Origin of the sequence: Clostridioides sp. ES-S-0010-02 (assembly GCA_020641055.1) — a bacterium.
Lineage (GTDB): Bacteria > Bacillota > Clostridia > Peptostreptococcales > Peptostreptococcaceae > Clostridioides.
The window spans coordinates 2,598,215-2,621,141 of record CP067345.1 but is presented as its reverse complement, the minus strand read 5'-3'; the positions used below and the strand labels follow the sequence as shown (position 1 = coordinate 2,621,141).

At 28.9% G+C, this 22,927-nt stretch carries 26 protein-coding genes and 2 pseudogenes; 27 read left to right on the top strand and 1 reads right to left on the bottom strand.

Annotation, left to right across the window (positions count from 1 at the left end; translation table 11 throughout):
* The first annotated feature begins 142 nt into the window (after positions 1 to 142).
* Entirely contained in the window at positions 143 to 697 is a 555-nt protein-coding gene (locus JJC01_12260) for a DMT family transporter (protein ID UDN56950.1), read from the top strand.
* A gap of 233 nt (positions 698 to 930) precedes the next feature.
* The gene (locus JJC01_12255; GenBank protein ID UDN56949.1) at positions 931 to 3,288 is read left to right on the top strand and encodes an HAD-IC family P-type ATPase; all 2,358 of its coding nucleotides are present in this window, start codon (positions 931 to 933) and stop codon (positions 3,286 to 3,288) included.
* Between the two features lie 96 nt (positions 3,289 to 3,384).
* Here JJC01_12255 and JJC01_12250 read toward each other — a convergent pair whose 3' ends face one another.
* A complete protein-coding gene (locus JJC01_12250; GenBank protein UDN56948.1) occupies positions 3,385 to 3,702 on the bottom strand; it encodes a pyrimidine/purine nucleoside phosphorylase in 318 nt (105 codons plus the stop codon).
* Positions 3,703 to 3,987: 285 nt separating this feature from the next.
* Here JJC01_12250 and JJC01_12245 point away from each other — a divergent pair, with 285 nt between their 5' ends.
* The 25 genes and pseudogenes from JJC01_12245 to JJC01_12125 all read left to right on the top strand — a co-directional run bounded on the left by JJC01_12245 (position 3,988) and on the right by JJC01_12125 (position 22,859).
* On the top strand, positions 3,988 to 4,179 hold the full coding sequence (locus JJC01_12245) for a hypothetical protein (protein UDN56947.1): 192 nt from the start codon (positions 3,988 to 3,990) through the stop codon (positions 4,177 to 4,179).
* Positions 4,180 to 4,500: pseudogene (locus JJC01_12240) on the top strand (hypothetical protein).
* Between the two features lie 148 nt (positions 4,501 to 4,648).
* Positions 4,649 to 4,855, top strand: a complete 207-nt coding sequence (locus tag JJC01_12235) for a hypothetical protein (GenBank protein ID UDN56946.1) — start codon at positions 4,649 to 4,651, stop codon at positions 4,853 to 4,855.
* Between the two features lie 114 nt (positions 4,856 to 4,969).
* The gene (locus JJC01_12230; protein UDN56945.1) at positions 4,970 to 5,647 is read left to right on the top strand and encodes a Bro-N domain-containing protein; all 678 of its coding nucleotides are present in this window, start codon (positions 4,970 to 4,972) and stop codon (positions 5,645 to 5,647) included.
* Positions 5,648 to 5,707: 60 nt separating this feature from the next.
* The gene (locus tag JJC01_12225; GenBank protein UDN56944.1) at positions 5,708 to 5,929 is read left to right on the top strand and encodes a DUF2829 domain-containing protein; all 222 of its coding nucleotides are present in this window, start codon (positions 5,708 to 5,710) and stop codon (positions 5,927 to 5,929) included.
* Between the two features lie 93 nt (positions 5,930 to 6,022).
* The gene (locus JJC01_12220; GenBank protein ID UDN56943.1) at positions 6,023 to 6,310 is read left to right on the top strand and encodes a hypothetical protein; all 288 of its coding nucleotides are present in this window, start codon (positions 6,023 to 6,025) and stop codon (positions 6,308 to 6,310) included.
* Between the two features lie 74 nt (positions 6,311 to 6,384).
* Positions 6,385 to 7,068, top strand: a complete 684-nt coding sequence (locus JJC01_12215; protein UDN56942.1) for a hypothetical protein — start codon at positions 6,385 to 6,387, stop codon at positions 7,066 to 7,068.
* A complete protein-coding gene (locus JJC01_12210) occupies positions 7,058 to 8,410 on the top strand; it encodes a PBSX family phage terminase large subunit (protein UDN56941.1) in 1,353 nt (450 codons plus the stop codon). The genes JJC01_12215 and JJC01_12210 overlap by 11 nt, the downstream gene beginning before the upstream one ends.
* Positions 8,410 to 9,915, top strand: a complete 1,506-nt coding sequence (locus tag JJC01_12205; GenBank protein ID UDN56940.1) for a phage portal protein — start codon at positions 8,410 to 8,412, stop codon at positions 9,913 to 9,915. Before JJC01_12210 ends, JJC01_12205 begins: the two co-directional genes overlap by 1 nt.
* Before the next feature lie 12 nt (positions 9,916 to 9,927).
* Positions 9,928 to 10,923 (top strand): hypothetical protein, encoded by a 996-nt coding sequence (locus JJC01_12200; GenBank protein UDN56939.1) that lies wholly within the window; start codon positions 9,928 to 9,930, stop codon positions 10,921 to 10,923.
* 65 nt (positions 10,924 to 10,988) lie between these two features.
* Complete coding sequence (locus tag JJC01_12195) at positions 10,989 to 11,141, top strand: hypothetical protein (GenBank protein ID UDN56938.1); 153 nt, start codon at positions 10,989 to 10,991, stop codon at positions 11,139 to 11,141.
* A gap of 69 nt (positions 11,142 to 11,210) precedes the next feature.
* Complete coding sequence (locus JJC01_12190) at positions 11,211 to 11,537, top strand: hypothetical protein (GenBank protein ID UDN56937.1); 327 nt, start codon at positions 11,211 to 11,213, stop codon at positions 11,535 to 11,537.
* Positions 11,531 to 12,178, top strand: a complete 648-nt coding sequence (locus JJC01_12185) for a phage scaffolding protein (GenBank protein UDN56936.1) — start codon at positions 11,531 to 11,533, stop codon at positions 12,176 to 12,178. The genes JJC01_12190 and JJC01_12185 overlap by 7 nt, the downstream gene beginning before the upstream one ends.
* 20 nt (positions 12,179 to 12,198) lie before the next feature.
* Positions 12,199 to 12,552: a hypothetical protein gene (locus JJC01_12180; protein ID UDN56935.1), complete on the top strand. Its 354-nt coding sequence runs from the start codon at positions 12,199 to 12,201 to the stop codon at positions 12,550 to 12,552.
* A gap of 19 nt (positions 12,553 to 12,571) precedes the next feature.
* Positions 12,572 to 13,612 (top strand): major capsid protein, encoded by a 1,041-nt coding sequence (locus JJC01_12175; GenBank protein ID UDN56934.1) that lies wholly within the window; start codon positions 12,572 to 12,574, stop codon positions 13,610 to 13,612.
* Between the two features lie 14 nt (positions 13,613 to 13,626).
* Positions 13,627 to 13,833 carry a hypothetical protein gene (locus JJC01_12170; protein ID UDN56933.1) on the top strand — a complete coding sequence of 69 codons (207 nt, stop codon included), beginning with the start codon at positions 13,627 to 13,629 and terminating at the stop codon, positions 13,831 to 13,833.
* Between the two features lie 2 nt (positions 13,834 to 13,835).
* A complete protein-coding gene (locus JJC01_12165; GenBank protein UDN56932.1) occupies positions 13,836 to 14,153 on the top strand; it encodes a hypothetical protein in 318 nt (105 codons plus the stop codon).
* The gene (locus tag JJC01_12160; protein UDN56931.1) at positions 14,150 to 14,533 is read left to right on the top strand and encodes a hypothetical protein; all 384 of its coding nucleotides are present in this window, start codon (positions 14,150 to 14,152) and stop codon (positions 14,531 to 14,533) included. Before JJC01_12165 ends, JJC01_12160 begins: the two co-directional genes overlap by 4 nt.
* A 12-nt stretch (positions 14,534 to 14,545) precedes the next feature.
* Complete coding sequence (locus JJC01_12155; GenBank protein UDN56930.1) at positions 14,546 to 14,956, top strand: hypothetical protein; 411 nt, start codon at positions 14,546 to 14,548, stop codon at positions 14,954 to 14,956.
* Between the two features lies 1 nt (position 14,957).
* Entirely contained in the window at positions 14,958 to 15,782 is an 825-nt protein-coding gene (locus tag JJC01_12150) for a hypothetical protein (GenBank protein UDN56929.1), read from the top strand.
* A 12-nt stretch (positions 15,783 to 15,794) separates the two neighbouring features.
* Positions 15,795 to 15,998, top strand: a complete 204-nt coding sequence (locus tag JJC01_12145; GenBank protein UDN56928.1) for a hypothetical protein — start codon at positions 15,795 to 15,797, stop codon at positions 15,996 to 15,998.
* Between the two features lie 3 nt (positions 15,999 to 16,001).
* Positions 16,002 to 17,422, top strand: a pseudogene (locus tag JJC01_12140) (phage tail sheath family protein).
* 15 nt (positions 17,423 to 17,437) lie between these two features.
* Positions 17,438 to 17,860, top strand: coding sequence for a hypothetical protein (locus tag JJC01_12135; GenBank protein UDN56927.1), 423 nt, complete (start codon positions 17,438 to 17,440; stop codon positions 17,858 to 17,860).
* A 76-nt stretch (positions 17,861 to 17,936) separates the two neighbouring features.
* Positions 17,937 to 18,410, top strand: coding sequence for a hypothetical protein (locus JJC01_12130; GenBank protein UDN56926.1), 474 nt, complete (start codon positions 17,937 to 17,939; stop codon positions 18,408 to 18,410).
* Positions 18,411 to 18,590: 180 nt separating this feature from the next.
* On the top strand, positions 18,591 to 22,859 hold the full coding sequence (locus JJC01_12125) for a phage tail tape measure protein (protein UDN56925.1): 4,269 nt from the start codon (positions 18,591 to 18,593) through the stop codon (positions 22,857 to 22,859).
* Positions 22,860 to 22,927: the final 68 nt, after the last annotated feature.

Genomic DNA, 22,927 nt, shown 5'->3' with positions numbered 1-22,927 from the left:
TACAAAAACTTTGTATTTGTATTAAAAAGCTATCTAAACTATTTTAAATTAGATAGCTTTTTTGTATATATGTTGACATACATGGTATGTACTGTTAAAGTTTTTTATATATTACTAGAAAATGTAAGGATTTAAATCCCTCTTGATTTTATGTATGTTTCAACCATTTCTATATTTTATGCTTGAGACATTTGGAGTTAAGTATACATCTACATCAGAAGTTGGAGTTATGATATCTATGATACCAGTAGTTACAGGGATTATGGGAATTATATTTTTAAATGAAAAAATGAACTTAAAACAAGTAGTGTGTATCGTAATTGCAGTTTTTGGAGTTATAATAGTAAATTTACAAAATACAGGTAATCAAACAAGTAGTATGCTTGGAAGAATAATGATACTTGCGGCAGTAATTTGTGCAGGTGCATATGGTGTATATGTAAGAAAATTATCTAAAAGTGAATTTACACCAATTGAAATAACAGCAGCAATGCAACTAATTGGAACAATATCATTTACATCAATATTATCAAATATCGCTACGGTAGTATCTATATTTGCAGGAGTATTTTTACTGAATGAAAAGTTCAATTTTTATAGTATTGTAGGAAGTATGCTTATAATAATTTCAGTTATAGGAATGATTATATATGGTAAAGGAAAACATGAAGATTTGGAAATTGAATATACAAACTAGTTTTATTTTATAGGGAATAAACCTATTTATTCTTTTAACTTAATTTAAACTTAATAAGAATATATCGAAATTCATAAAAAATTTAGGAAATCTTAAGAATTATGATATTTAAATCTTTAGATTTATGTTTTATTATATAAACTACAATAAGATATATTAAACTAAATTAGAATTTTACAATATATTTATAGATATTACTATTAAAGAAAAAGTTAAGTTGAAAGGAGTATAATATGGATAAAGTTAACTTAAAAAGATATAATTGTGATATAAATGTTGGATTAAACAGTGAACAACTTAAAAGTAGAATAGAAGACAATTTAATTAATGTATTTGACAATGGAAAAACTAAAACATACAAGCAAATTTTTAAAGATAATATATTTACACTTTTTAATCTTATAAATATTGTTTTAGTTTGTTTGCTAGTTTCAGTTGGCTCTTTTAAAAATACCTTATTTATATTTATTGCTGTAATTAATACTATTATTGGTGTGATTCAAGAAATAAGAGCAAAAAGATTGTTGGACAATCTATCTGTTATAGTATCAAGCAAAGTATCTGTTATAAGAGAAAAAGAGAAAATAAAGATTGATGTTCAAGAATTAGTGCTAGACGATATTATGATTTTAAAAACAGGAAATCAAATTTGTGCTGATTCAAAAGTTTTAGAAGGAAATTTAGAGGTAAATGAATCTCTAATCACAGGAGAATCTGATATTATTGTAAAAAGCAAAGGTGATTTTTTATATTCTGGTAGTTTTGTAGTTTCTGGAGATGCATTTGTAAAAGTTGAAAATATAGGAAAAGATAACTATGCAAATAAGATAGCTAGTGACGCTAAAATTTCCAAGAAACACAATTCTCAACTCAGAAATTCATTAAATGCAATATTAAAAGTTGTTGGTGTAATAATTATTCCTTTAGGAATTATATTGTTTGTAAAACAACATTTTGGAAATGGAGATTCTATAGTAACATCTGTAGTAGGTACTGTGGCAGCTGTAAATGGAATGATACCAGAAGGATTAACTCTGCTTACAAGTATTGCCTTAGCTGTTGGGACAATAAAACTTGCAAGCCACAAGACTTTAGTTCAAGAATTATATTGTGTAGAGACTCTTGCTAGAGTTGACACATTATGTCTTGATAAAACAGGTACAATTACAGAAGGTAAAATGCAAGTTGATGACGTAGTAATGCTTGAAAAAGTTGATGTAAATGAGATTATGGGAAATTTGTGTAATTCTCTTAAAGATGATAATGCGACATTAAATGCTATAAAAGATAAATATGATATTTCAGATACGTATAAAGTTAAAAATTTGATTCCATTCTCATCAGCAAGAAAATACAGTGGTGTTGTTTTTGAAAATGAAGGTACATACTTAATAGGAGCCTTTGAGTTTATTTTTAAAGATAGATATAAAGACTTAAAAATAGAAATTGAAAAATATTCTAAAGCAGGAAATAGAGTAATAGCTTTAGCTCATAGTAACTCTTACATGGAAGATAATAAGATACCTGAAGATATAAAACCGCTTGCTTTTATATTGATATTAGATAAAATTAGGAATGAGGCTAAGGAAACTTTAGAATTTTTTTATAATGAAGGTGTAGATATAAAAATTATATCTGGAGATAATCCAATAACAGTAAGTGAAGTAGCAAGAAAAGCAGGTCTTAAAACAGCTAATAGATTTATTGATGCAACAACACTTAAAAATGATAAAGACATATACGATGCTGTTGATAAATATAGTGTTTTTGGAAGAGTAAGCCCACAACAAAAGAAACAAATGATTGTAGCATTAAAACAACAAAATCGTACAGTAGCAATGACAGGAGATGGTGTAAATGATGTGTTAGCACTTAAAGAAGCTGACTGTAGTATTGCAATGGCATCTGGAAGTGATGCTACCAAAAATGTTTCTAATTTAGTTTTATTAGATTCAAATTTTGCATCCATGCCAAAGGTTGTTATGGAGGGGAGAAAGGTAATCAATAATATTCAAAGAGCATCTTCTTTGTTTTTAGTAAAAACAATCTTTTCATTCTTCTTATCACTATTAACATTATTTTTCTTTAGTAGACAGTATCCATTTGTGCCAATTCAATTATCATTGATTGGAGCTGTAACAGTAGGTATACCATCATTCTTTTTAGCTCTTGAGGCAAATAGAAGTAGAATTTCAGGAAATTTTTTACTTAATATATTAAAAAATGCTTTACCAGGAGCATTATGTGTAACATTAAATGTAATTATTGTTTACAATATAGTCGAATATTTAGGTTATAGTTCAAGTGTATTTTCCACAATGTGTGCTATATTAACTGGTATATGTGGTCTTTTAATACTAAGACAGCAATGCTTGCCATTTAATAAAGAAAGATTATTTTTAATTGTAAGCATGACCATAGCATTTGTTATTGGGATTCTATTTTTAGGTGGATTATTCTCATTTGTAGCTCTAAGTAAAGAGCTAATCCTTATAACTATGGTATTAGCAGTGTTAATGCCGATTATGATAAAAGTTATGTTATTTGTATTAGATGAGATACTAGACACAATAGTTCCAGATTTAAACTAATTTGAGCAATATAAAAAAAAGAGCAACTTAATATTAAATATAGTTGTTCTTTTTTTATTTACATTAAATTTTATATAAGAATATCATATATATTTATTAATCAGCTATGTATGAACAGCAATAATCAACAACTTCATTAACTTTTAAATCAAAACTTGAATCAGAAGGAACATTAAATTTTTGACCTTCTTTATATGTCACAAATTCATTGCTTCCAGGTAGTTTTACATCCATGCTTCCAGCAAGCATTTCCATTATTTCTTCTTCTCTAGTAGAAAAAGTATACTCTCCAGGTAACATCAATCCTAAAGTTTTTCTTTCTCCATTAGGAAATATTATTACTCTACTACTTACTTTACCATCAAAATAAACGTTTGCTTTTTTTACTGCAGTAACATCTTTAAATTCACTCATTAGACAAATCCTCCAAAATTATTTACTCATATATATTATATAGAAATAATATAAAAATTGCTATATATTTACAAATAAAATTTAGTATTTATAAAAAAAAATTAATAAAGATAAAATAAGAAAAAATTCATATTTTTATTATATTGACTTCGCAATTTTATAAATATAATATGAAAAGTACTTAGGAGAAGTACCATATGCTACACATCAAAAACATAAAGATAGTGTATAATCTAAATATGTTATACAATCTAAAGTTTATAATTATAGAAAGAGGGGATAAGCTTGTCAAAGAGAATATTGGTCATAGAAGACGATATAGATATCCAAAATATAATAAAAACATTTTTAGAAAATGCAGATTATACTATCATAACAGCAAATAATGGTCTTGATGGAATTGAAAAGTTTAAAAAGCAACAATTTGATTTTATTAGACATACTGATGCCAAAAATAGATGGCTTTGTAGTTTGTGAGATTATTTAGAAGAAAATTTATCTGATTTTGAAGATGAAGAGTTATATATTTTAAGCATTAAAAAAAGTAAAACAAGAACTATTATTATGATAGCTCATATAGATTCAGCATTAAAAACTTTAAAGTTAAGACAAGAGAGATTACAATCATATGAAAAATATAGAGCATTGGAGCTTTACTATTTTGATGAAAAAACTTATGAAGAAATATCAGAAATATTAAACTGTGGAGTAGTTACATCAAGACGTTGGGTTAATGAGATGATAATAGAACTTGGTATATATTTATTTGGTGTAGATGGCTTGAAATTAACTGTTTGATAAATACATGATAAAAAGATGATATTTTAATGATATTTAACCCCTGTTATAATGGTAGTATGAAACAAGTGTATAATATATCCCCTTGAAAAAGACTAAGTTACCCCGACTTAGTCTTTTTTAATTTGTAAATAAGGAGAATAAAAACATGAATGATTTAAGAGAAAAGATAATAAAAGAATTAGATGAATTTAATATAGATGCTGATGATGAATTCTTAGATTATGGAGTTGAATATGTTGAGAGTTTTATAGGAAAAAGTGCTATTAGTGAAGATTTATTGATAAGAGGAGTAGTGCTTACAGCAAATTATATAGTAAATATGAAAGCAAAAGATAGAGCGAATAAGACTTAGATTAATTTCTAGGTCTTTTTTAATGCAATTTTTAATCCCTTATATTGAGGGGTCGAAAATAAGGGTGCTCAAACTGAATATCCTTTATTAATAAATAATTTAGGAGGTAGTAGTATGTTGAAAATTTTACAAGAGAAAAATGTAAGGATGATATGGTCAAAAGATGGAGAAGACGTTTGGTTTCATGCTGGAGATGTAGGAGAGGAATTAGGCATAGTAAATATTCATGACACATTAAGAAATATAGATAGGGAATATAAAAAGAAATTTAAGGATTCAGATGTCGGAGTTTCCGATAACCGAAATTTTAAAGCTAAGTTGAATAATCGTGGAGAAGTCTTTGTCACAGAAGAAGCTGTGTACAATATGTCATTTAGAAGTAATAAAGCAGAAGCAAAGTTATTTACAAAATGGGTTACAAAAACGCTTAAACAAATTAGAATACATGGTTATTATATTGCTACAGAAAAAGACCAAGAATGGCTGGAGATAAGAACAGAAGGTAAAAAGGTAAGAAAAGATTTTACAGATGAAATACAAGAGTTTGTTTATCATGCTACTAGTCAAGGAAGTAATAAACCTCAGATGTATTATAAACATTTTACTGAACTTGTAAGAAAAAAATTAGGTATACCAAAGGGTGTAAAAAGAGATGAGTTAAATCAAAGTGAACTGTTTGATATACAAGCACTTGAAAGAATTATCTCTATGAAATTGCCTAAGTTAATAGATAAAGATATGAATTATAAAGAAGTATATAAAAAGATTAAGGAATTAATAGAAATGATTTAAAGTGACTATCTTGATGGATGGTCTATTTTTATACAATAAATTAAGGAGGAGAGAAAAATTATGAAATTTGAAGAAGTATTACCATTATTAAAAAATGGAGAAAAAGCATTTAGATTATGTTGGAATGGAAAAGGAATGTATGTGCAAATGGATAAAGGCGGAAATTATGAGTTTTCAGAAATTTATCCATTCTTTGTAATAAAAAACACATTAAATTCTTTTAATACATGGGTTCCAAGTGTAAGTGATATATTTGCAGAGGATTGGGAAGTAATAAGATAAAAGGAGAATAATAGAATTATTTTGTAGTTGCCAAACGATTGTTGAAGGATATTGACCTTTGAAGTTGAATTTTATACTTTGGAGGGGATTAATATGTACACTAAAAAAATTAAAGAAACAGATATTATTGATGTTTGTGGTAAAAAATATGTAGGAATTAAAGTTAATGAAGGGCAGCTAGAAGTATTAAAACTAGAATTAATGAATGAATATCTTGACAGACCCCCATTTATGATAATAAGTGGAGTACAAATTAGAAATAATATTGGAACAAAGGATAGACCAGATATATATAATAAATTCAATATTTTAATACAGTCTAGTGAAGAAAATCTAAAATTAGCAATTAATACTATTAACAGAATATTAAATAAGTTATAGACTAATGATAAAAAAAGAACTCTAACCAGGGTTCTTTTTTTATTCCCAAAACGACAAACAAACGAGGTGGTGAGGTGCAAGATGTGAAAGAAAAAGTAAAACAAGATTACCTAAAAGGTATGAAACAAAAGGAAATCTCAGCAAAATATGGCATTAGTTTAAATACTTTAAAATCATGGATTAAGAGATGCAATTGGGCTATTGAGAAAAAGAAGAGTGCATCTAAAAATAAAAGGGGTGCACCCATAGGTAATAAAAATGCCACCGGACCTCCCGGAAATAAGAACGCTGAAAAATTTGGTTTCTTCTCAAAATATTTACCCGAAGAAACTAGGGAATTGATACAAGAAATATCCATAAAAGATAAATTCGATATTCTTTGGGAACAGATAACCATTCAATACGCAGCAATAATAAGAGCACAAAAGATAATGTATGTAAAAGATAAAGAAGAAATGATTAAAGAGTTAAAGAAACATGAAAGCACAGAAAATGGCGAGAAGATAGAGTATGAATTTCAATTTGCATGGGATAGGCAAGCATCTTTTCTTAATGCACAGAGTAGGGCAATGAGTGAGTTAAGGAGTTTAATTAAGCAGTATGATGAAATGATTCATAAGGATTGGAATTTAGCTACAGAGGAGCAGAAAAATAGAGTTGAAAAGTTAAAATGTGAGGTTGATAACCTGAATAAAGATGATACAGATAAAGAGATAACTGTAAAAGTTATGAAAGCGAGTGGAGAAAATGGAAAGTAAATTTATATCAAATGACCACTTTTATGATTTTATATTCAATTGGGATTACAAATTTTATTTTCTTGTTGGAGGATATGGAAGTTCAAAGAGTTATCATGTAGCAACTAAATTAATTATTAAGCTTCTTGAAGAAAAAAGAAAAGCTTTAGTGGTAAGAGAAGTATATGACACAATGAGAGATAGTTGTTTTTCTCTATTAAAAGAAGTTGCAGAAAGTATGGGTTTAGGAGATATATTATCATTTAAAACAAGTCCTATGAGAGTTATATTTCCAAACGGAAGTAAAATAATATTTAAAGGGATGGATAATCCAGCTAAATTAAAGTCAATAAATGGTGTATCTATAATATGGTTGGAAGAATGTTCAGAGGTTAAATACACTGGTTTTAAAGAACTCTTAGGACGTTTGAGACATCCTAGTTTATCTAATCATATAATTTGTTCAACTAATCCAATCGGCGAAGATAACTGGACTTATAAACATTTTTTTAGAGATGAAGAAAAAGACAGGTTTGTATTAGATGATACTGTGTTATATAAAAATAGAATAGTAATAAAAAATAATACATATTATCATCATTCAATTGCAGATGATAATTTTTTTCTGCCAAAAAGCTATATAGAGCAACTTGATGAAATGAAAGAATATGACTACGACTTATACAGAATAGCAAGAAAAGGAAGATTTGGCATAAATGGAACCAAAGTATTACCACAGTTTGAAGTTATGGAGCATCAAGAAGTTATAAATAAAATATCTAATATACCACAAAGGTATTATAAAGTTGGATTCGACTTCGGATTTGAAAAATCATACAATGCACTTTTAAGATTAGCTATAGACCATGAAAATAAATATTTATACGTTTACTGGGAGTACTATAAGAATCAAACTACAGATGATGTGACTGTTAAAGATATTAAAGAATTTAAAGATACTCAAGAATTAATAAAAGCTGATGCTGCTGAACCTAAAACTATAAAATATTTTAGACAACAAGGTTTTAATATATTTGGGGCTAAGAAATATGCTGGAAGTAGACTACAAAATACTAAGAAGGTTAAGAGATTTAAAAAGATTTATTGTTCAAGTGAGTGTAAACATACAATAAAAGAGTTAAAGAACCTAACATACGCTACAGATAAAAATGGAAACTTAATATATGATGAATTTAATATAGACCCTCATACATTTAGTGCTATATGGTATGCACTTGATGGTTATGAAGTGTCAGATATTAAGGAGTTAAAATATAATAATGACATTTACAATAAAGGTCTAGGGTTGAAGAAAAATAATATACCAAACCAATATAATAAGAAGGGAGGAGTTATATTCTAGTGGATAGTGTAAAAAATACTTTGCTTGGTTTAACATCTGAACAGAAGAAAGAAATGAGAAGAATAAAAGAAGATTATTTTTTCTATAAAGGTGCAGTTAGTGAAGAAGATAAGTATAAACTTGATAAAACTTTATTAGGTCAAAGTTGGGTTGTAAATGATGATTTAGACTATGTTCCAACACAATTAATTGACAATAAAATAGAACCATTAATTAAAAGACAAGCAAGGTTTTTTCTAGGAAAAGAACCTAATTTGTTGTTTAAAGCTAGAGATAAAAAAGATAAAGAAGCTTGTGAGAATTTAAGAATTTTCATTGATGATATATTAGATGATAATAAATTTTGGAGTGAGACACTAAAAGCTTTTAGGATTGCAACAGTAACTAAAAGAGTATTATTAAGGATTGAAGCTAATAAAAATGAACCAATTAGTTTATATTACCACGATTCAAGCGACTTTAATTATGAAGTTGATATGAAAGGTAATCTAACTAAAGTTGTAGTGGTTAGATTTATAAGTAAAATAGATGATGATAATTTATACAATAGATACACTTATTACTTAGAAAATGAGGTATGTAAGTTTAAAATAGAGCAGTTCAAAGAAAAAGATTTAAGTAATCCTATAAGTGTTCAAACATATGATACAATATTTACAAAAATACCATGCATATTATTTTTAAATGAAAGCGACCTAATAAATACAAGAGGTCAAAGTGACATAACACAGTTAAAAGAGCTTCAAAATCAACTTAATAGAAGGGTTTCTGATTTCTCAGATGCTCTAAGATTTCAAATGTTTGGTCAAACAGCTATTATAGATGCTACTGAGGAAACTGTAAACAAAACCAAAATAGCTCCTAATGCACTGATGCCATTAAAAAGCAATGATGCAAGTGAAAATGGCAAACAGGCACAAGCAAAAAGGGTTGAAAGTTCGTTCTCTAGTGCTGAGCCAATCAATATGTTTTTAAAGAGACTTGAAGATAGTATGTCAGATAAGCTGAGTATTCCAAAACCCGAACAGCTTCTTAATATCCCTAGCGCAAAAGCTTTGAAGTATATTTATTATGATTTAATAGCTAGATGCTACGAGAAATGGAACGACTGGGAGCCAGGGATTAAACTATTAATTGATTTAATAATCGAAGCATGTGACAAACTTAATTGTTATAATAACTATGATAAAACTTGGACTAAACTAGACTATTTAATAGTTTTAGAAAAGAAATTCCCAATACCCGAAGACGAGGAAGACAACAAGCGTTTAGCAATGGAGGAAGTTAACAATAATGTTAGAAGTCATAGAAGTTACATAAAAGACTTTGGCAGTGATGATGATTATGAAACATCTTTTAATGAAGTATTAGAAGATATTGAAAAAATACAATCAGTAGAGCAAGACCAGTTCAGAAAAGACGCAGATATAGAGATTGATAATACTGATGAAGAATTAAATAATGAATCTAATAATAAAAATTCTAATAAGAATACTGAAGAATAACAAGGTATTAATATGAAAGATAACTCTTATACAAAGAAAGTTCTTGAAGCTAGAAAAAAAATTTTGTTATTAGATAAAAAAGTACAATTAGAGATATTAAATGTCTATAAAGATGCTAGTAAAACTATTTTAAGTGACATTGCTAAAAATAAAGAGTTAAATCTAAGTAATAAATACTTAAAAAAGCTAAATAAATCAATCGAGAAGTACATTAACGAGTTAAATCAAAGACTAGTACCTATTGCAGAAAAAAGTATAATAGAAGCTTCTAATATAGCTAAAGAATTACAAATGTATTACTATCAATCAATAGTTCCAAATACAGCTATGAACCTTGCATGTGATGCTATGTGTATAAAGGCAACTACTAGTGTAGTGGAAAAACTGGTTACAGGTAATTTTTATAAAGATAAAAGGTTATTAGATAGCAGAATTTGGGGCTATAGTAATAAAAATAGAAAAGGCATTGATAGATTAATAAAAGTTAATGTTGCTAGAGGTGCTAATGCAAAGACCTTAGCAAAGAGTTTAGACAATTATGTTAATCCAGTTAGAAAAACAGAGGCTAAAACATTAGAAGTTGGAATGAATAAAAGTATATCTTATCAAGCTCAAAGACTTGCTAGAACATCTATAACACATGCTTTTGTAGAAACAAGTGTTCAAAATGCGATAAATAATCCTTTCTGCGCGGGGTTACAATGGAACCTAAGTTCTCAACATTATATTAGACAAGTAAAGTGGAGGGGCGAGGATGAATGTGACGAGTATGCAGAACAAAATCGTTTTGGACTAGGTGAGGGAGTTTTCCCACCCGAAAAGTATCCTATTCCACACCCTAATTGTTTATGTTATCCTACTCAAGTAGTAGTGCCAATAAATGAAGCTTCTAAAATGATGAACGATTGGGTAACTGGTGGAGACAATGATATTCTTGATAGTTGGTTTGATGGAATAACACATCAAAATAATAGTGCTCCAATCATTAAGAAACAAAGAAATAAATAGTTTTATTAAAGAACATTTAAATGATTTGGATAAAATATTTAATGAATTGTTAGGAGGGATTTAGATTGCTTGAAGAAATGAGAAAAGATAAAAAATTGTTAGAGTTAAGACGATTATATAAAGAGAAGTATGGTAAAAACGCACCTGGGTTTAACTATGATGAATACAATAGTTATGCTGAGTATAAAGAAAAGTTAAAGGAATTGATACAGAAGTAAAGTAAGCACTTATTAATTAAATATTAATGAGTGCTTTTATTATGTTTAATTATAAGGAGGGCATAAAGTATGGATTTAGAAGAAGAAAGAATAAAATCAGTAGTAAGAGAATCTAAAGAAATAAATTGTTTACAAGGAAAATTAAATAATGAAAAGAAAGAAAAAAATGTTTTAAGGAAAGAGTTAGAGTTATATAAATTGAAATCTCTTTGTAATCCAGTAGTAGATTTTTTAAGAGAAAATTATAATTCTCATTATACATTAATAATAAGTGAAAATATAATAAAACTTGTTTCAGATGAAATATCAATACCTAATATGTTTGATTTAAATCTTGTAACAAATGAAGTAGTAAAAAATTTACAAAAATCATTAAAGGAGGAAATTGAATGTTAGAGTATTTTAAAAAGTTACTTGGAGATGAAGAAGGACAAAAAGTTTATGAAAAATTATCTAAAGATAAAGAAAATAAGCTTCTTTTAGATAATATCAAAAGTCCTAAATATGTTGAAAAGACAGAACTAGAAAATGCAAATAAAGAGATTAAAGAGTATAAAAAGCAAATAGGGGATAGGGATAAGCAACTAAATGATTTACAAGGCAAAGTTAAAGATAACAAAGAGCTATCAGATGAAATTGAAAGTCTTAAAAATGCAAATAAAGAAATTAAAGAAAATGCAGAAAAAGAAATTGAGGTTTTAAAATTTAATACAGCTTTTGAAAGAGCTATTGAAAGTTATAATCCTAAAAATCCAAAAGCTTTAGCAGCCCTAATAAACAAAGAAAATGTTAAATTAATTGATGGTAATTTCATTGGCTTAGATGAACAAATAAAAGCTTATCAAGAAAGTGACAGTTATTTATTTAAAGATAAAGAAGATATAAAGATAAAAATAGATGGTAAACCACTTGATAACTTAGGTTCTACTACATCAAGTGAAGAAGGAAGCGAGAAAAAGAGTCTAGGCGAGAGATTAGCAGCTGAAAAAGCAGAAGCAAGTAAAGCTACAGAATCACTAGATAGCTTTTTTAAATAAATTATAAGGAGGAATAAAAAATGAGACAAAGCTCAAAAACAATTTCTGTAGGAAAAAAAGACATTAGAGATATAGCAGGAGAGCATTATATCAATTTAAATTTTAAGGTAAAAAAGACTGATGTACAAAGTAAATTAATTGATGGAGTATTACCAGCAGGTACTTTAGTAAATAGCACTGGAATACCTGCAAATGATGCAACAACTTATGGAGTGTCATTTAATGAAGTTGATTTCAATGATTCAAAAGGAACAGAAATATTACCAGTGTTAGTACACGGCTTTCTTAATAAAACTAGATTAAAAGAATACACAAATGAAGAAATAACTGTCGAAGCTGAAAAAGCAGTAGCAGGAAGAATATTATTTATATAATAGGAGGATGAAAATACTAATGGAATTAAAAAACTTTATAAATTCAAAGGAAATAGCTTTATATATTAAAAACTTACCACCACAGACAACTATTGATGAAGCTTTATTTCCAATAACAAAACAATTATCTACAGAGATAGAAATAGCGAAAGGAAGTAAGAAGAAGCCAGTCGCACTACGAATGAGTACATTTAATTCAGTGGCGAAAGTAAGAGCATTGAAAGCAGATGTATCTATAGAGAAAAAAGAAATGCCATTTTTTAAAGAAGCTATTGGAATTGATGAAAATGACAGAAGACAATTGATTATATACCAAACTGCTAACAATCAAAATCTAGTAGAGTCTTTAATTAAAACTGTATTTGAAAACTATGCAAATTTAGTAGATGGTGCAGGAGTTCAAATGACAAGAATGAGAGCACAATTGATGCAAAAAGGTGAAATAGAGTTGATTACAAAAGATGGAGATGTTGTTGTTGATTATGATATACCAGCTAACCATAAAGAAGTGTTAACAGGAAGTGCAATGTGGAGCGACCCTAAAGCTGATGTAGTAGGCGATATAAAAAGATGGCAAAAGGTATTTGTTGATAAAGGTTCAGAAAAACCGACAAGAATGCTGTTAACTGAAAAAACATTCGGATATATAACTCAAAATGAAGCTATAACAAAAGATTTGAAAACTAGAAGTTTTGGAGATATAATTCTTACTGATGATGATTACATTTCATTTTTAAAGAAAAAACTAGACTTAGAGATAGGTCTTTTAAATGGAACTTTCTTAAATGAAGAAGAAAAAACAATGAGTTATTATGAAGATAATCTTGTATCTTTAATTCCAAAGGGAGCTATAGGTAAAACTATATTTGGTACTACTCCAGAGGAGTTCGATAGCCAATATGGCAGTGGAAAGTTAGATACACAAGTCGTAAAAACTGGTATAGCAATTACAACTATGGTTAAGGAAGACCCTGTTGCAGTAGATACAAAAGTTTCTATGGTAGGAATACCAAGTTTTGAGAGAGCAGATGATTGTTTCTTTGCTACAGTAGCATCTTAAAAAAGGAGGATATTATGGCTAAAAAGAAAGATAATTTAATGCAAGTAAAAGCTTTGGTATATCTAAAGTATGATAATGGATGCTATAAAATAGGTGATGTATTTGAGATTAGAAAAGCTGACCAAGAACTTATGGAGGAAAAAGGATATATAGAAGTAATAGGAGAAGCTGAGGAAAAGAATAATATTGATAATGAGATTCTCAACAAAGATGGTGAGTAGACATGGCTATTACTGATTTAGATAAATTAAAACTCAATTTGCAAGAAGAAGAGTATCCTTATTTTACAGATGAACAACTTGTGATGTTATTAGAATCTAATGAGAATAATGTTTTAAAAGCTTCATGGAGAGGTTGTTTACTCAAAGGTGCTACAGATGATTGTATTAAAATAGGTCCTATAGAAACTAAAAGTAGTAATAGTTCGTACTGGTTGTCATTAGCAGATATATATAAAACTGATTATTTAGAAGAAAAATCAAAGAATGAAACAACTAATACAGGATATAAAACATCTATGACAAGAGTTGATGGTCAATGAGAAAACTAAGAACTGATAAGATAATAAAAACTGTTAATCGAGGGATAGCTTTAAATCCTCAAACAATAACTATAGAGCAGGAAATTAAACAAATAGTGGATGGAGCTATTGAGATTACAAATGAAATAAAAGAACTAACAGTAGTTATATATCCCGAAAAAACTAATGATACAGTAATAAATAGTGAAACTATTGGTACAGTTTATAAAAATAAAAATTTTGGTATGGTTGCAGATAAAGAAGCTGGTTTAAAATTAAATACTGAAAATGATATAACATTTAAATGTATTGAAGGTACTATGAAATTAAATTATGTAAATCCTATTGTAGTTGAAGAAAAGATTTGTGGATATATATGTGGTCTTGAAAAGTTAGATTAGAGGTGGTTTAGCATGGGTGTGTTTACTAAGGCTATAAATGAAATTGATAGGAAAAAGGCTACAATGCCACTTTTATGTATGAATATAGCTTTTATGCTAGAAGGAGAAGCTAAGAATAGTGCAAAATGGACTGATAGGACAGGAAATGCAAGACAAGGTATAACAGGAACTAGTCTAGGTGGAGGTAACCAATATATTGTTCGTCTAGGTCATGGTGTTGAATATGGAAATGTTTTAGAAGAAGGTTCAGCACCTCATATTATAAAACCAAAAAGTGCAAAAGCTTTATTTTGGAATGAAGCTTCACATCCTGTAAAACAAGTACAACATCCTGGTACTAAAGGTACACATTCTTTAGAGTCTACAGTTAGCAAGAATATATCTAAAATAGGTAAATTAGTAGAAGGACATTGGAGTAAATAATATGAGAGCAGGAATAAGAAAAGCCTTAATTGATAACATACCAAGATTAAAAGATTGCTATGAACCAACTGTACCTAATAAAAAGACTATAAAACCATATGCTGTAATTGTTCAAGGCGAAGATGCTGACAATGAAGGCGATGTTATAGGTTTTAGAAGGACTATAAACATTTGGTTATATGAGAAAAGGACTACATTTAATAAATTAGATGAACTTACAAAAGAAGTTATAGAAATATTAGATTTTAAAACTATAACAGATGATACTACTAACGAGGTATTTACATGTATTTATGAAGGTGCAGTTGGTCAAGATGTCATAGATGAAGAATGGGAAGCTATAATAAGGTGTCTGAGGTTTAGCATAATAGCTTTAGATGATAAAGAAGATATAACTAATGATAGATGGGTTGAATCTTTGTCAAAGTACACAAAAGATTTATTGGAAATTGAAGTTTACAAGGATAATTGGAAGAAAAATTTTATAGCACCATGCTGTTTGTGGCGAACTACAAATGTTGAAAACAAAAGGATTAACTATCATCTGATTGAGATTACCAAAACTATGAAGTGTCATGTTGTAAGTAAAAATAAAGATGAAATAGTTAAACTTCTTGAAGAATTAGAGACTAAGTTAATAATAGATAAGAGAGTAAGACTTAGAGAAGATAAAAACATGTATTTAACTCTTGTAAGTGTAGTTGAAGATAGAGAATCAGACATGTTTACAACAGGACAATTAACAGTTGTGTTTAAAATGATAGGTAAGATAAAAAGAGAAGGAACTATTATGAATGAAATTTATAGTAATGGAAATTTAAAATAGGAGGTGCAAGGGTTGGCTGAAACAATTAATAAAAAAACTAATATAAGTAAGCAGGAAGAAAAATATTCAAAAGAAGATTTCTTAAAAAATAGTGAAGCACTTGGCTACAAGAAAGAAGTAGTTGCAGGTGCTTTATTTAATTGTAAGAAAGAAGAACTTACAAAATCAGAGTTTGAGAAAGCAATAAAAGAGTTTTTAGAAAGAGAGGTGAAATAGTATATGGCAACTGGAACATGGAATGAAAAAGAAAAAAAGAGATACCTGGTTTTTACAACAGGTTTAAGACTCAAGCAGAGAAAACAACTAATACAGGGTTAAAGGGTAGATTAGCAATGCCAGTTAAAGCTAATTGGGGAGATGTAGGTAAGGTAATAACAATAAAAAACGACTTAAAATAGCTTAAAGCTCTATTTGGTGATGATATAAGTTATTCAGCTTACAAATTAGGAAAACTAGCTTTACTAGGGAATGTAAAGGAACTATTGTTGTATAGGCTCGTAGATGGAAATCAAAAAAATGGTACATTAATACTTAAAGATACTACAGAAAATACTGCAAAAGATGTAATTAAGCTAGAAACTAAGTATCCAACAGCTAGAAACTTTAATGTAACAATAAAATCTAATTTAGTAGATTCAGATAAAAAAGATTTTATTTTCTTTGAAGGAACTAAACAACTATTTTCTAGTTCAGTCAAAGGTACTATAGATGAAATAGTACTAGAAATAAACTCTAATTTAGATAATGAGTATGTAATTGCAACTAAAGTAGCTGATAGCGATACAGTTCTAGCAAACTTAGTAAATGTAGCACTTGAGAGTGGAAATGATGGTTGTACTTCTATCACTAATGAATCTTATCTAAAAGCATTAGAAGAATTTGAGAGATATAGTTTTGATTCTTTTGCACTTGATGGTGTGGCTGACGAAGCTTTGCAGGAAACTACAAAGGCTTGGGTGGCTAAGAATAAAGAATTAGGAAAAGATATATTATTATTTTTAGGTGGGAAAAAAGAGGATAATATAAAACAGATTAATGATAAATCAAAAGGTTTTAATGATGAAAATATAGTTAATGTTGGAAGCTCAGCCTATTATGAGGGAATAAAATATACACCTAGTGAAGTAGCTGTCTACATTGCTGCTCTTTCTGTAAGCAAAGGTATAATAGGTAGTATATGTAATGCTAAGACTATATTTGAAGAAGTAGAACCAAGACTAAGCCAATCAGAAGTTAAAGAGTGTTTAAAGAGTGGTACTTTAGTTTTGGATTTTGATGATGGAGACGTAATAGTTGTTGATGATGTAAATACATTTAAGAAGTATACAGATGATAAGAATGAAGCTATGGGATATATCTCTAATATTATGTTTATTAACACTATAAATAAAGATACTTCTCTAAAAAGAAAAGAGTTTGTAGGGAAAATATTTAATGATGCGACAGGGCAGACAACTGTTATATGTGCATTAAAGAAATATTTTGAAGAATTAATGAGCCAAGGTATTATATCAGAGTTTAATGTTGATATAGATACAGAACTTCAAGCAACTGCCAAAGCAGATGAGTTTTATTGGAAATGGGACGCTGTCAAGATTGATGTAATGAAGAAAATTTATGGTACTGGATACCTAGGATAAAGGAGGTTATAAAGTATGGGGAAATATGATGAAAATATTATAGATGCTGCAAATGTTGTTGATGGTTCAAATGCTAGAATAATAATTGATGGAGAAGAAGAAGGATATGGAACAGAATTTACAGCTGAAGTAGAAAACGATAAAAAGACTTTTAGAGTAATTGGTTGCAAATGGGAACTTAATAAAGCATCTACTCAAAAAGGTACTTTCTCTTTTACTGTACTTAAAACTACGTCTAAATGGATTAAAAAAGGATTTAATAAATTTGAAATAATTACAGAAATAGAAAATCCTGGGCTAGTTGGATATGAAAGAATTAGATATAAAAATTGTATGGTAGATAAAATACAACTAGCAAGCATAAAATCTGATGAAAATATAGAAATACAAATAGATGGAACTTTCGAAGGGTATGAGTTGTTAGATGAAATAGCATAATAAATAAATTTAAGCTACACGTAATTAATTTTATGTGTAGCTTTTTATAAAACTATAAAAATGGAGGAAGTTAAAAATGAAAAACTTAGATAAAGAATTTTTAAATGAAGGAATAGAAGAAGAAAGAGAGCTTACTAAAGAGGAAATAGCAAAGCAACAAGAAGATAATATAATTATGAAATTGACAGAGGATGCTATATTACCCGAAAAAACTATTTTTGTAAAAAGGTTAGATATACCACTCACACTTAGAGCTTTAACAGAAAAAGAGATAAGTGCATTGCAGAAAAAATATACAAAAGTCACTAAGGTGAGAGGTAGAAGGGAAAGTAAACTAATGGAAGATGAATTTAATATAGCTCTAATAGAAAAAGCTACTATAGTTCCTAATTTTAGTGATGCAAGGCTTCTTAATTCTATGAATGTTTCTAGTGGGGTGGAATTTATAAGAAGAAAGTTTTTAGCAGGTGAAATTGCATTAATTAGCGATGAAGTGTTGGAATTGTCTGGATTCTATGAAGAATTAAGTGATGATGATATAAAAAACTAATAAAAAGAGGTGGGAAGATTACTATTTTATATAATGCATATGTTAAACATAGTGTTCTTCCTGAAGATTTTCTAAAAAGAGAGAAAACACCTCAACAGCTTCTTAGAGTTTTTACACAACATGAAATAGAGCAAGAAAACAAAGCTATGAAAAATAAATAAAATTTAAATCGAAAGTGAGGTGAGAGAAATAGCTAAGAAAGAGATGTATCACATTGATGTTGTTATTGATATTACAGGAGATGAACAAACTAAAAATAAATTAAGTGCTATGGAAAGATACACGAAACAGACAGAAAAGAGAATGAAAGCACTTAATAGGATAAAAGCTAATCCAGTTATCCAAGCTCAAGATAAAACATCTAGTGTTGTAAATAGAATTAGCAACAACTTGAAAAGAGTGAGTAGAACAATATCTACAACTATAAACGCAAAAGATAGAGCATCTAGCGTTGTAAATAGAGTTAAAAATAAAGTAAATAGTTTACTTACAAGTAGACAGAGAGAAGTTTTGTTAAAAGCTAGAGACAAAGCTAGTCAAATTGTAGATAAAGTAAAGGCAAAGGTACAAAATTTGACTGCAGCTACAATAATTAGTTTAAATATGAAAGCTGACCCAGCTTTAAGAGTTATTTCTCAAACTAGAAGTAAATTAGGAGAACTCAAAAATAATACAATAATAAATATTAAAGCAAAAGGGGAAGAAGCATTAAATGCTATTTCTCGTACTAAGAGTAAATTACAAGAGTTTTCTAATAAGACTTATCAAGCAATTGTAAAATTAAAAGATGAAGCTAGTCCAACATTGAGTGGTATTGGAAGTAAAATAGATTCATTTATAAGTGGAGCAATAAGTAAATTCGCTCAATTAACAACATCAATTACTGTTGCACTTGGAGGTATAGGGGTTGGTTCTTCTATAAAAACTTTTGCTAATTTTGAACAAGGAATGAAAAATGTTCAAGCTGTCACAGGAGCAAGCGGAAAAGAAATGGAAGCTTTAACTGTAAAAGCTAGAAATCTTGGGAAAACAACTGCATATTCAGCTAGAGAAGTGAGCGATGCCATGTATTATGCGGGTATGGCAGGTTGGAAAACTAATCAGATTATCGAAGGTATGCCAGGCATCTTGAATTTGGCAGCAACAGGCGGAACAGATTTGGCACTAACAAGTGATATAGTAACGGATGGCTTAACATCATTGGGAATGGCTGCCAAAGATACTAATGAATTTGTTGATATTATGGCTGCAACTATAACAAATTCTAATACTGATATTGAAAAAATGGGTGAAACATTGAAATTTGTTGGTTCTCTAGGAGGTTCTTTGGGTGTGCCTATGAAGGACTTTTCATTAGCTACGGGTTTGATGGCAAGTAGTGCTATTAAAGGAAGCCAAGCAGGTACTTCTTTGAGAATGGGACTTTTAAGACTTATAAATGAACCTAAACGAGCCGCAACAGCTATGAGAAAATATGGAATAGAAATGAAAACAACTAAAAGTGGAAGTTTAGATTTAGCAGCAACAATAGATGAACTTAGAAATAAGCTTGGTAAGCTTAGTGACACGAAGAAAGTAGGAGCTTTAGGAGATATAGTAGGAGCTAATGCTTCAAGTGGTTGGGCTGCAATAGTAAATGCTAGTGAAAGTGACTACAATAAACTAAAAAAAGCTATTGCAGAAAGCGAGGAAGAAGCTAAAAGAATAGCTGACATGAAGATGGATTCCATAAATGGTCAGTTCGCTAAATTAAAAAACACTATAAATGATGTAAAAATTAGTATAGGAGAAAAATTAGGTCCAGTAACAAGAAACTTTATGGAAAATATAATTAGCAGTATGCCTAAAGTTGGTGATTCAATTGTAAACTTTGTGAGTAATTTTATAAATAACTTTGATAAAATTAAAAGTGTTTTACAAGGTGTGATTTCTATTATTGGTGGTGTTGTTGCTGGATTTATGGCTTTTAAGGCTTTAACAGTAATTTCTAGCGTAATAAGTATAATTACAAAGATAGCTACAGCATCAACGCTAATTGGAGGAATAGTTGGAGTTCTTGGACCCGTTGGTGCAATAGTTTTAGCTATAGGCGTATTAGCAGGAGCATTTTTATTTGCTTATCAAAAATCTGAAACTTTTAGGTATGGTATTAAAAACATAGGTAAATCAATATCTAATTTTTTAAAACCTTTAAATCCTTTCATAGAACAAATAAAAGGTAAATTTAAAGAACTTATAAATGCGTTAAAACCTTTGTTTGCAGTTTTTTCTAAATTAGGCTCAATGATTGTAAGTGCTTTATTACCAGTTATACAATTTTTGGCGACAGTTTTCATAATAAAATTTATATATTCATTTAATGTAATTGTTAACAAGGTAAAAGCTATAGTAAATACAACAACAGGAGTAGTAAATGGTTTAATGGAGATATTTAAAGGGATAGCTGATGTAGTTAAAGGCTTTAAAAATAGAGATATGAGCCAAGTAGCTAATGGGCTTAAATCTATTTTTAAAGGGATTATAGATATTGTTAAGTCATTGTGGAGTGGGTTAGTAGATTTTGTGACATCACCAATTCAAGCTGTAGTCGATATTTTGGATACTAAGTTTGGCAAAAAAGTGGAAGGCATAAAGAAAAAATGGAATGAATTAAAAGACTTTTTAAAAAATCCTGCTAAAGCAGCTCCAAAAGTTCAGCCAGTTAATCTGTCTGGAGAAAAAGCATCAAGTGAGTTACAAGCTTCATCAAATGGAGCAAAAGCATATATAAGCTCATTAGGTCAAAAAATAGGTGAAGGTGTTGGTAAAATTAAAGAGAAATTTGGAGAACTCAAAACATCTGCGACAGAAGTATTTAATAATATAATTTCTTTTGTAGGTGACAAAGCAACGGAATTAAAAAATAAACTTTTAGAAGGCATAAAACCTGCTATAGACACCTTTAAAGAATCGTTAAGTAATTTAAAAGAAGTTTTTGGAGGTTCTTTAGATAGTATAAAAGAAGCTTTTGGAGGTTTAAAAACTGTATTTAATGAAAATATTAAAACACCTTTCGAAAATTTAAAACAAAAAGTTTTAGAAACAAAAGAAAGTTTAAAAGAAGTTTTTGATAACTTAAAATCTAGCTTTGCAGATATAGCAAAGGCTCTTGAACCAATAAAAGATTTCTTTTCAAATTTGTTTAAGCCAATCAAAGATGATGGAGCAACTAAGACAACTAAAACCAATATGGATGAGTTAAAACAATCAACACAACGTGTTGGAACATCTTTCAAAGAGTTAGGAAATGCTTTTAACCAATTAAAAGAAGCAGCAAAACCTTTTATAGACTATTTAAAACAGATAAAAGATTCTTTAACATCTACTCTGGGAGATATAGGGGGAGGATTACTCAAAGGTGTAGCAACTTCTATAGTTTTAGTTATAACTTCTGTTATTAATGCAATTACATCTGTTATAAAGGCTGTAGCAGGCGCTATAAAAGGTGTAATTGATATAATAAAAGGAATATTCGAAATCATAGGTGGGATAATTAGTGGTGATGGCGAAAACATAAAACAAGGATTTTCTGATGTTTTCGAAGGAATTAGGGAAGTGGTTAAGTCTTTATGGGAAGGTATAAAAGGAGTTTTAGGAGCACCACTTAAAGCAGTTGTAAATTTTATTGATAATGGATTTTCAGAAAAAGTAGGGCAAGTAAAACAATGGTGGTCTGATTTAAAAACTAATGTAGGCCAAAAAATAAGCGGATTTGTTAGTTTTGTAAGCAATGGTTTTCAACAAAAAGTTCAACAAGTTGGAATGTGGTGGCAAGGACTTAAAGTAAATTTATCTGGCAAAATAAGTGGATTTGTAAGTCTTGTAGAAAACGGATTTAAAAGTAAAGTGGATTCAATTAAATCTGCTTGGGATTCTCTTAAAAAGAAACTTTCTACCAAAATAACTGGTTTTGTAAGTATAGTAAAAACTGGAGTAAACAATATACTAGACCATTTTGCAGATGGTGGTGTTGCAAGTAAACCAAGTATTTGTGGAGAAGCAGGTCCTGAAATGGTTATTCCTCTTTCTAATAATAAGAGAAGTAGAGCATTAAGTTTGTATAAACAAGCAGGAGAGATGCTTGGAACTAAAGCAAGTAATAATGTAATTCCAATTTCTCAGAAATTAGGAACTAGTTTTAATTCTACAAGTAGTATCCAAAATAGTAATTCTAGTATTATTAATAATGTTAGACAATTTCCTACCAAACAAGAAGAATTTAATAATACAGAAAATAGAATTTATCAAGAAGCTCAACCACAAAACATAATTTCTAGTGGAAGTAATGCGATTAATGTTGGTGGAATATCTATAAATATTCAAGGTAGCAATAACAAAGAAGAAATGATACAAGAAATATTGTCTCAAGTGGAAAGTGGATTAAGAGAAGCATTAGAAGACATTGGATAATTGTCGAATTATTGTTGAAAAAATCCTTCTTATAGATGTTATAATAACATTATAGACTATTGATTTAT

Excerpts from the sequence above, each read along its gene's own strand:
- JJC01_12130 (UDN56926.1), top strand. The coding sequence starts at position 17,937 with ATGAAAAACTTAGATAAAGAATTTTTAAATGAAGGAATAGAAGAAGAA.
- JJC01_12225 (UDN56944.1), top strand. The coding sequence starts at position 5,708 with ATGAAATTTGAAGAAGTATTACCATTATTAAAAAATGGAGAAAAAGCA.
- JJC01_12165 (UDN56932.1), top strand. The coding sequence starts at position 13,836 with ATGGCTATTACTGATTTAGATAAATTAAAACTCAATTTGCAAGAAGAA.
- JJC01_12155 (UDN56930.1), top strand. The coding sequence starts at position 14,546 with ATGGGTGTGTTTACTAAGGCTATAAATGAAATTGATAGGAAAAAGGCT.
- JJC01_12200 (UDN56939.1), top strand. The coding sequence starts at position 9,928 with ATGAAAGATAACTCTTATACAAAGAAAGTTCTTGAAGCTAGAAAAAAA.
- JJC01_12220 (UDN56943.1), top strand. The coding sequence starts at position 6,023 with ATGTACACTAAAAAAATTAAAGAAACAGATATTATTGATGTTTGTGGT.
- JJC01_12185 (UDN56936.1), top strand. The coding sequence starts at position 11,531 with ATGTTAGAGTATTTTAAAAAGTTACTTGGAGATGAAGAAGGACAAAAA.
- JJC01_12235 (UDN56946.1), top strand. The coding sequence starts at position 4,649 with ATGAATGATTTAAGAGAAAAGATAATAAAAGAATTAGATGAATTTAAT.
- JJC01_12190 (UDN56937.1), top strand. The coding sequence starts at position 11,211 with ATGGATTTAGAAGAAGAAAGAATAAAATCAGTAGTAAGAGAATCTAAA.
- JJC01_12210 (UDN56941.1), top strand. The coding sequence starts at position 7,058 with ATGGAAAGTAAATTTATATCAAATGACCACTTTTATGATTTTATATTC.
- JJC01_12170 (UDN56933.1), top strand. The coding sequence starts at position 13,627 with ATGGCTAAAAAGAAAGATAATTTAATGCAAGTAAAAGCTTTGGTATAT.
- JJC01_12160 (UDN56931.1), top strand. The coding sequence starts at position 14,150 with ATGAGAAAACTAAGAACTGATAAGATAATAAAAACTGTTAATCGAGGG.
- JJC01_12180 (UDN56935.1), top strand. The coding sequence starts at position 12,199 with ATGAGACAAAGCTCAAAAACAATTTCTGTAGGAAAAAAAGACATTAGA.
- JJC01_12135 (UDN56927.1), top strand. The coding sequence starts at position 17,438 with ATGGGGAAATATGATGAAAATATTATAGATGCTGCAAATGTTGTTGAT.
- JJC01_12250 (UDN56948.1), bottom strand. The coding sequence starts at position 3,702 with ATGAGTGAATTTAAAGATGTTACTGCAGTAAAAAAAGCAAACGTTTAT.
- JJC01_12255 (UDN56949.1), top strand. The coding sequence starts at position 931 with ATGGATAAAGTTAACTTAAAAAGATATAATTGTGATATAAATGTTGGA.
- JJC01_12150 (UDN56929.1), top strand. The coding sequence starts at position 14,958 with ATGAGAGCAGGAATAAGAAAAGCCTTAATTGATAACATACCAAGATTA.
- JJC01_12175 (UDN56934.1), top strand. The coding sequence starts at position 12,572 with ATGGAATTAAAAAACTTTATAAATTCAAAGGAAATAGCTTTATATATT.
- JJC01_12230 (UDN56945.1), top strand. The coding sequence starts at position 4,970 with ATGTTGAAAATTTTACAAGAGAAAAATGTAAGGATGATATGGTCAAAA.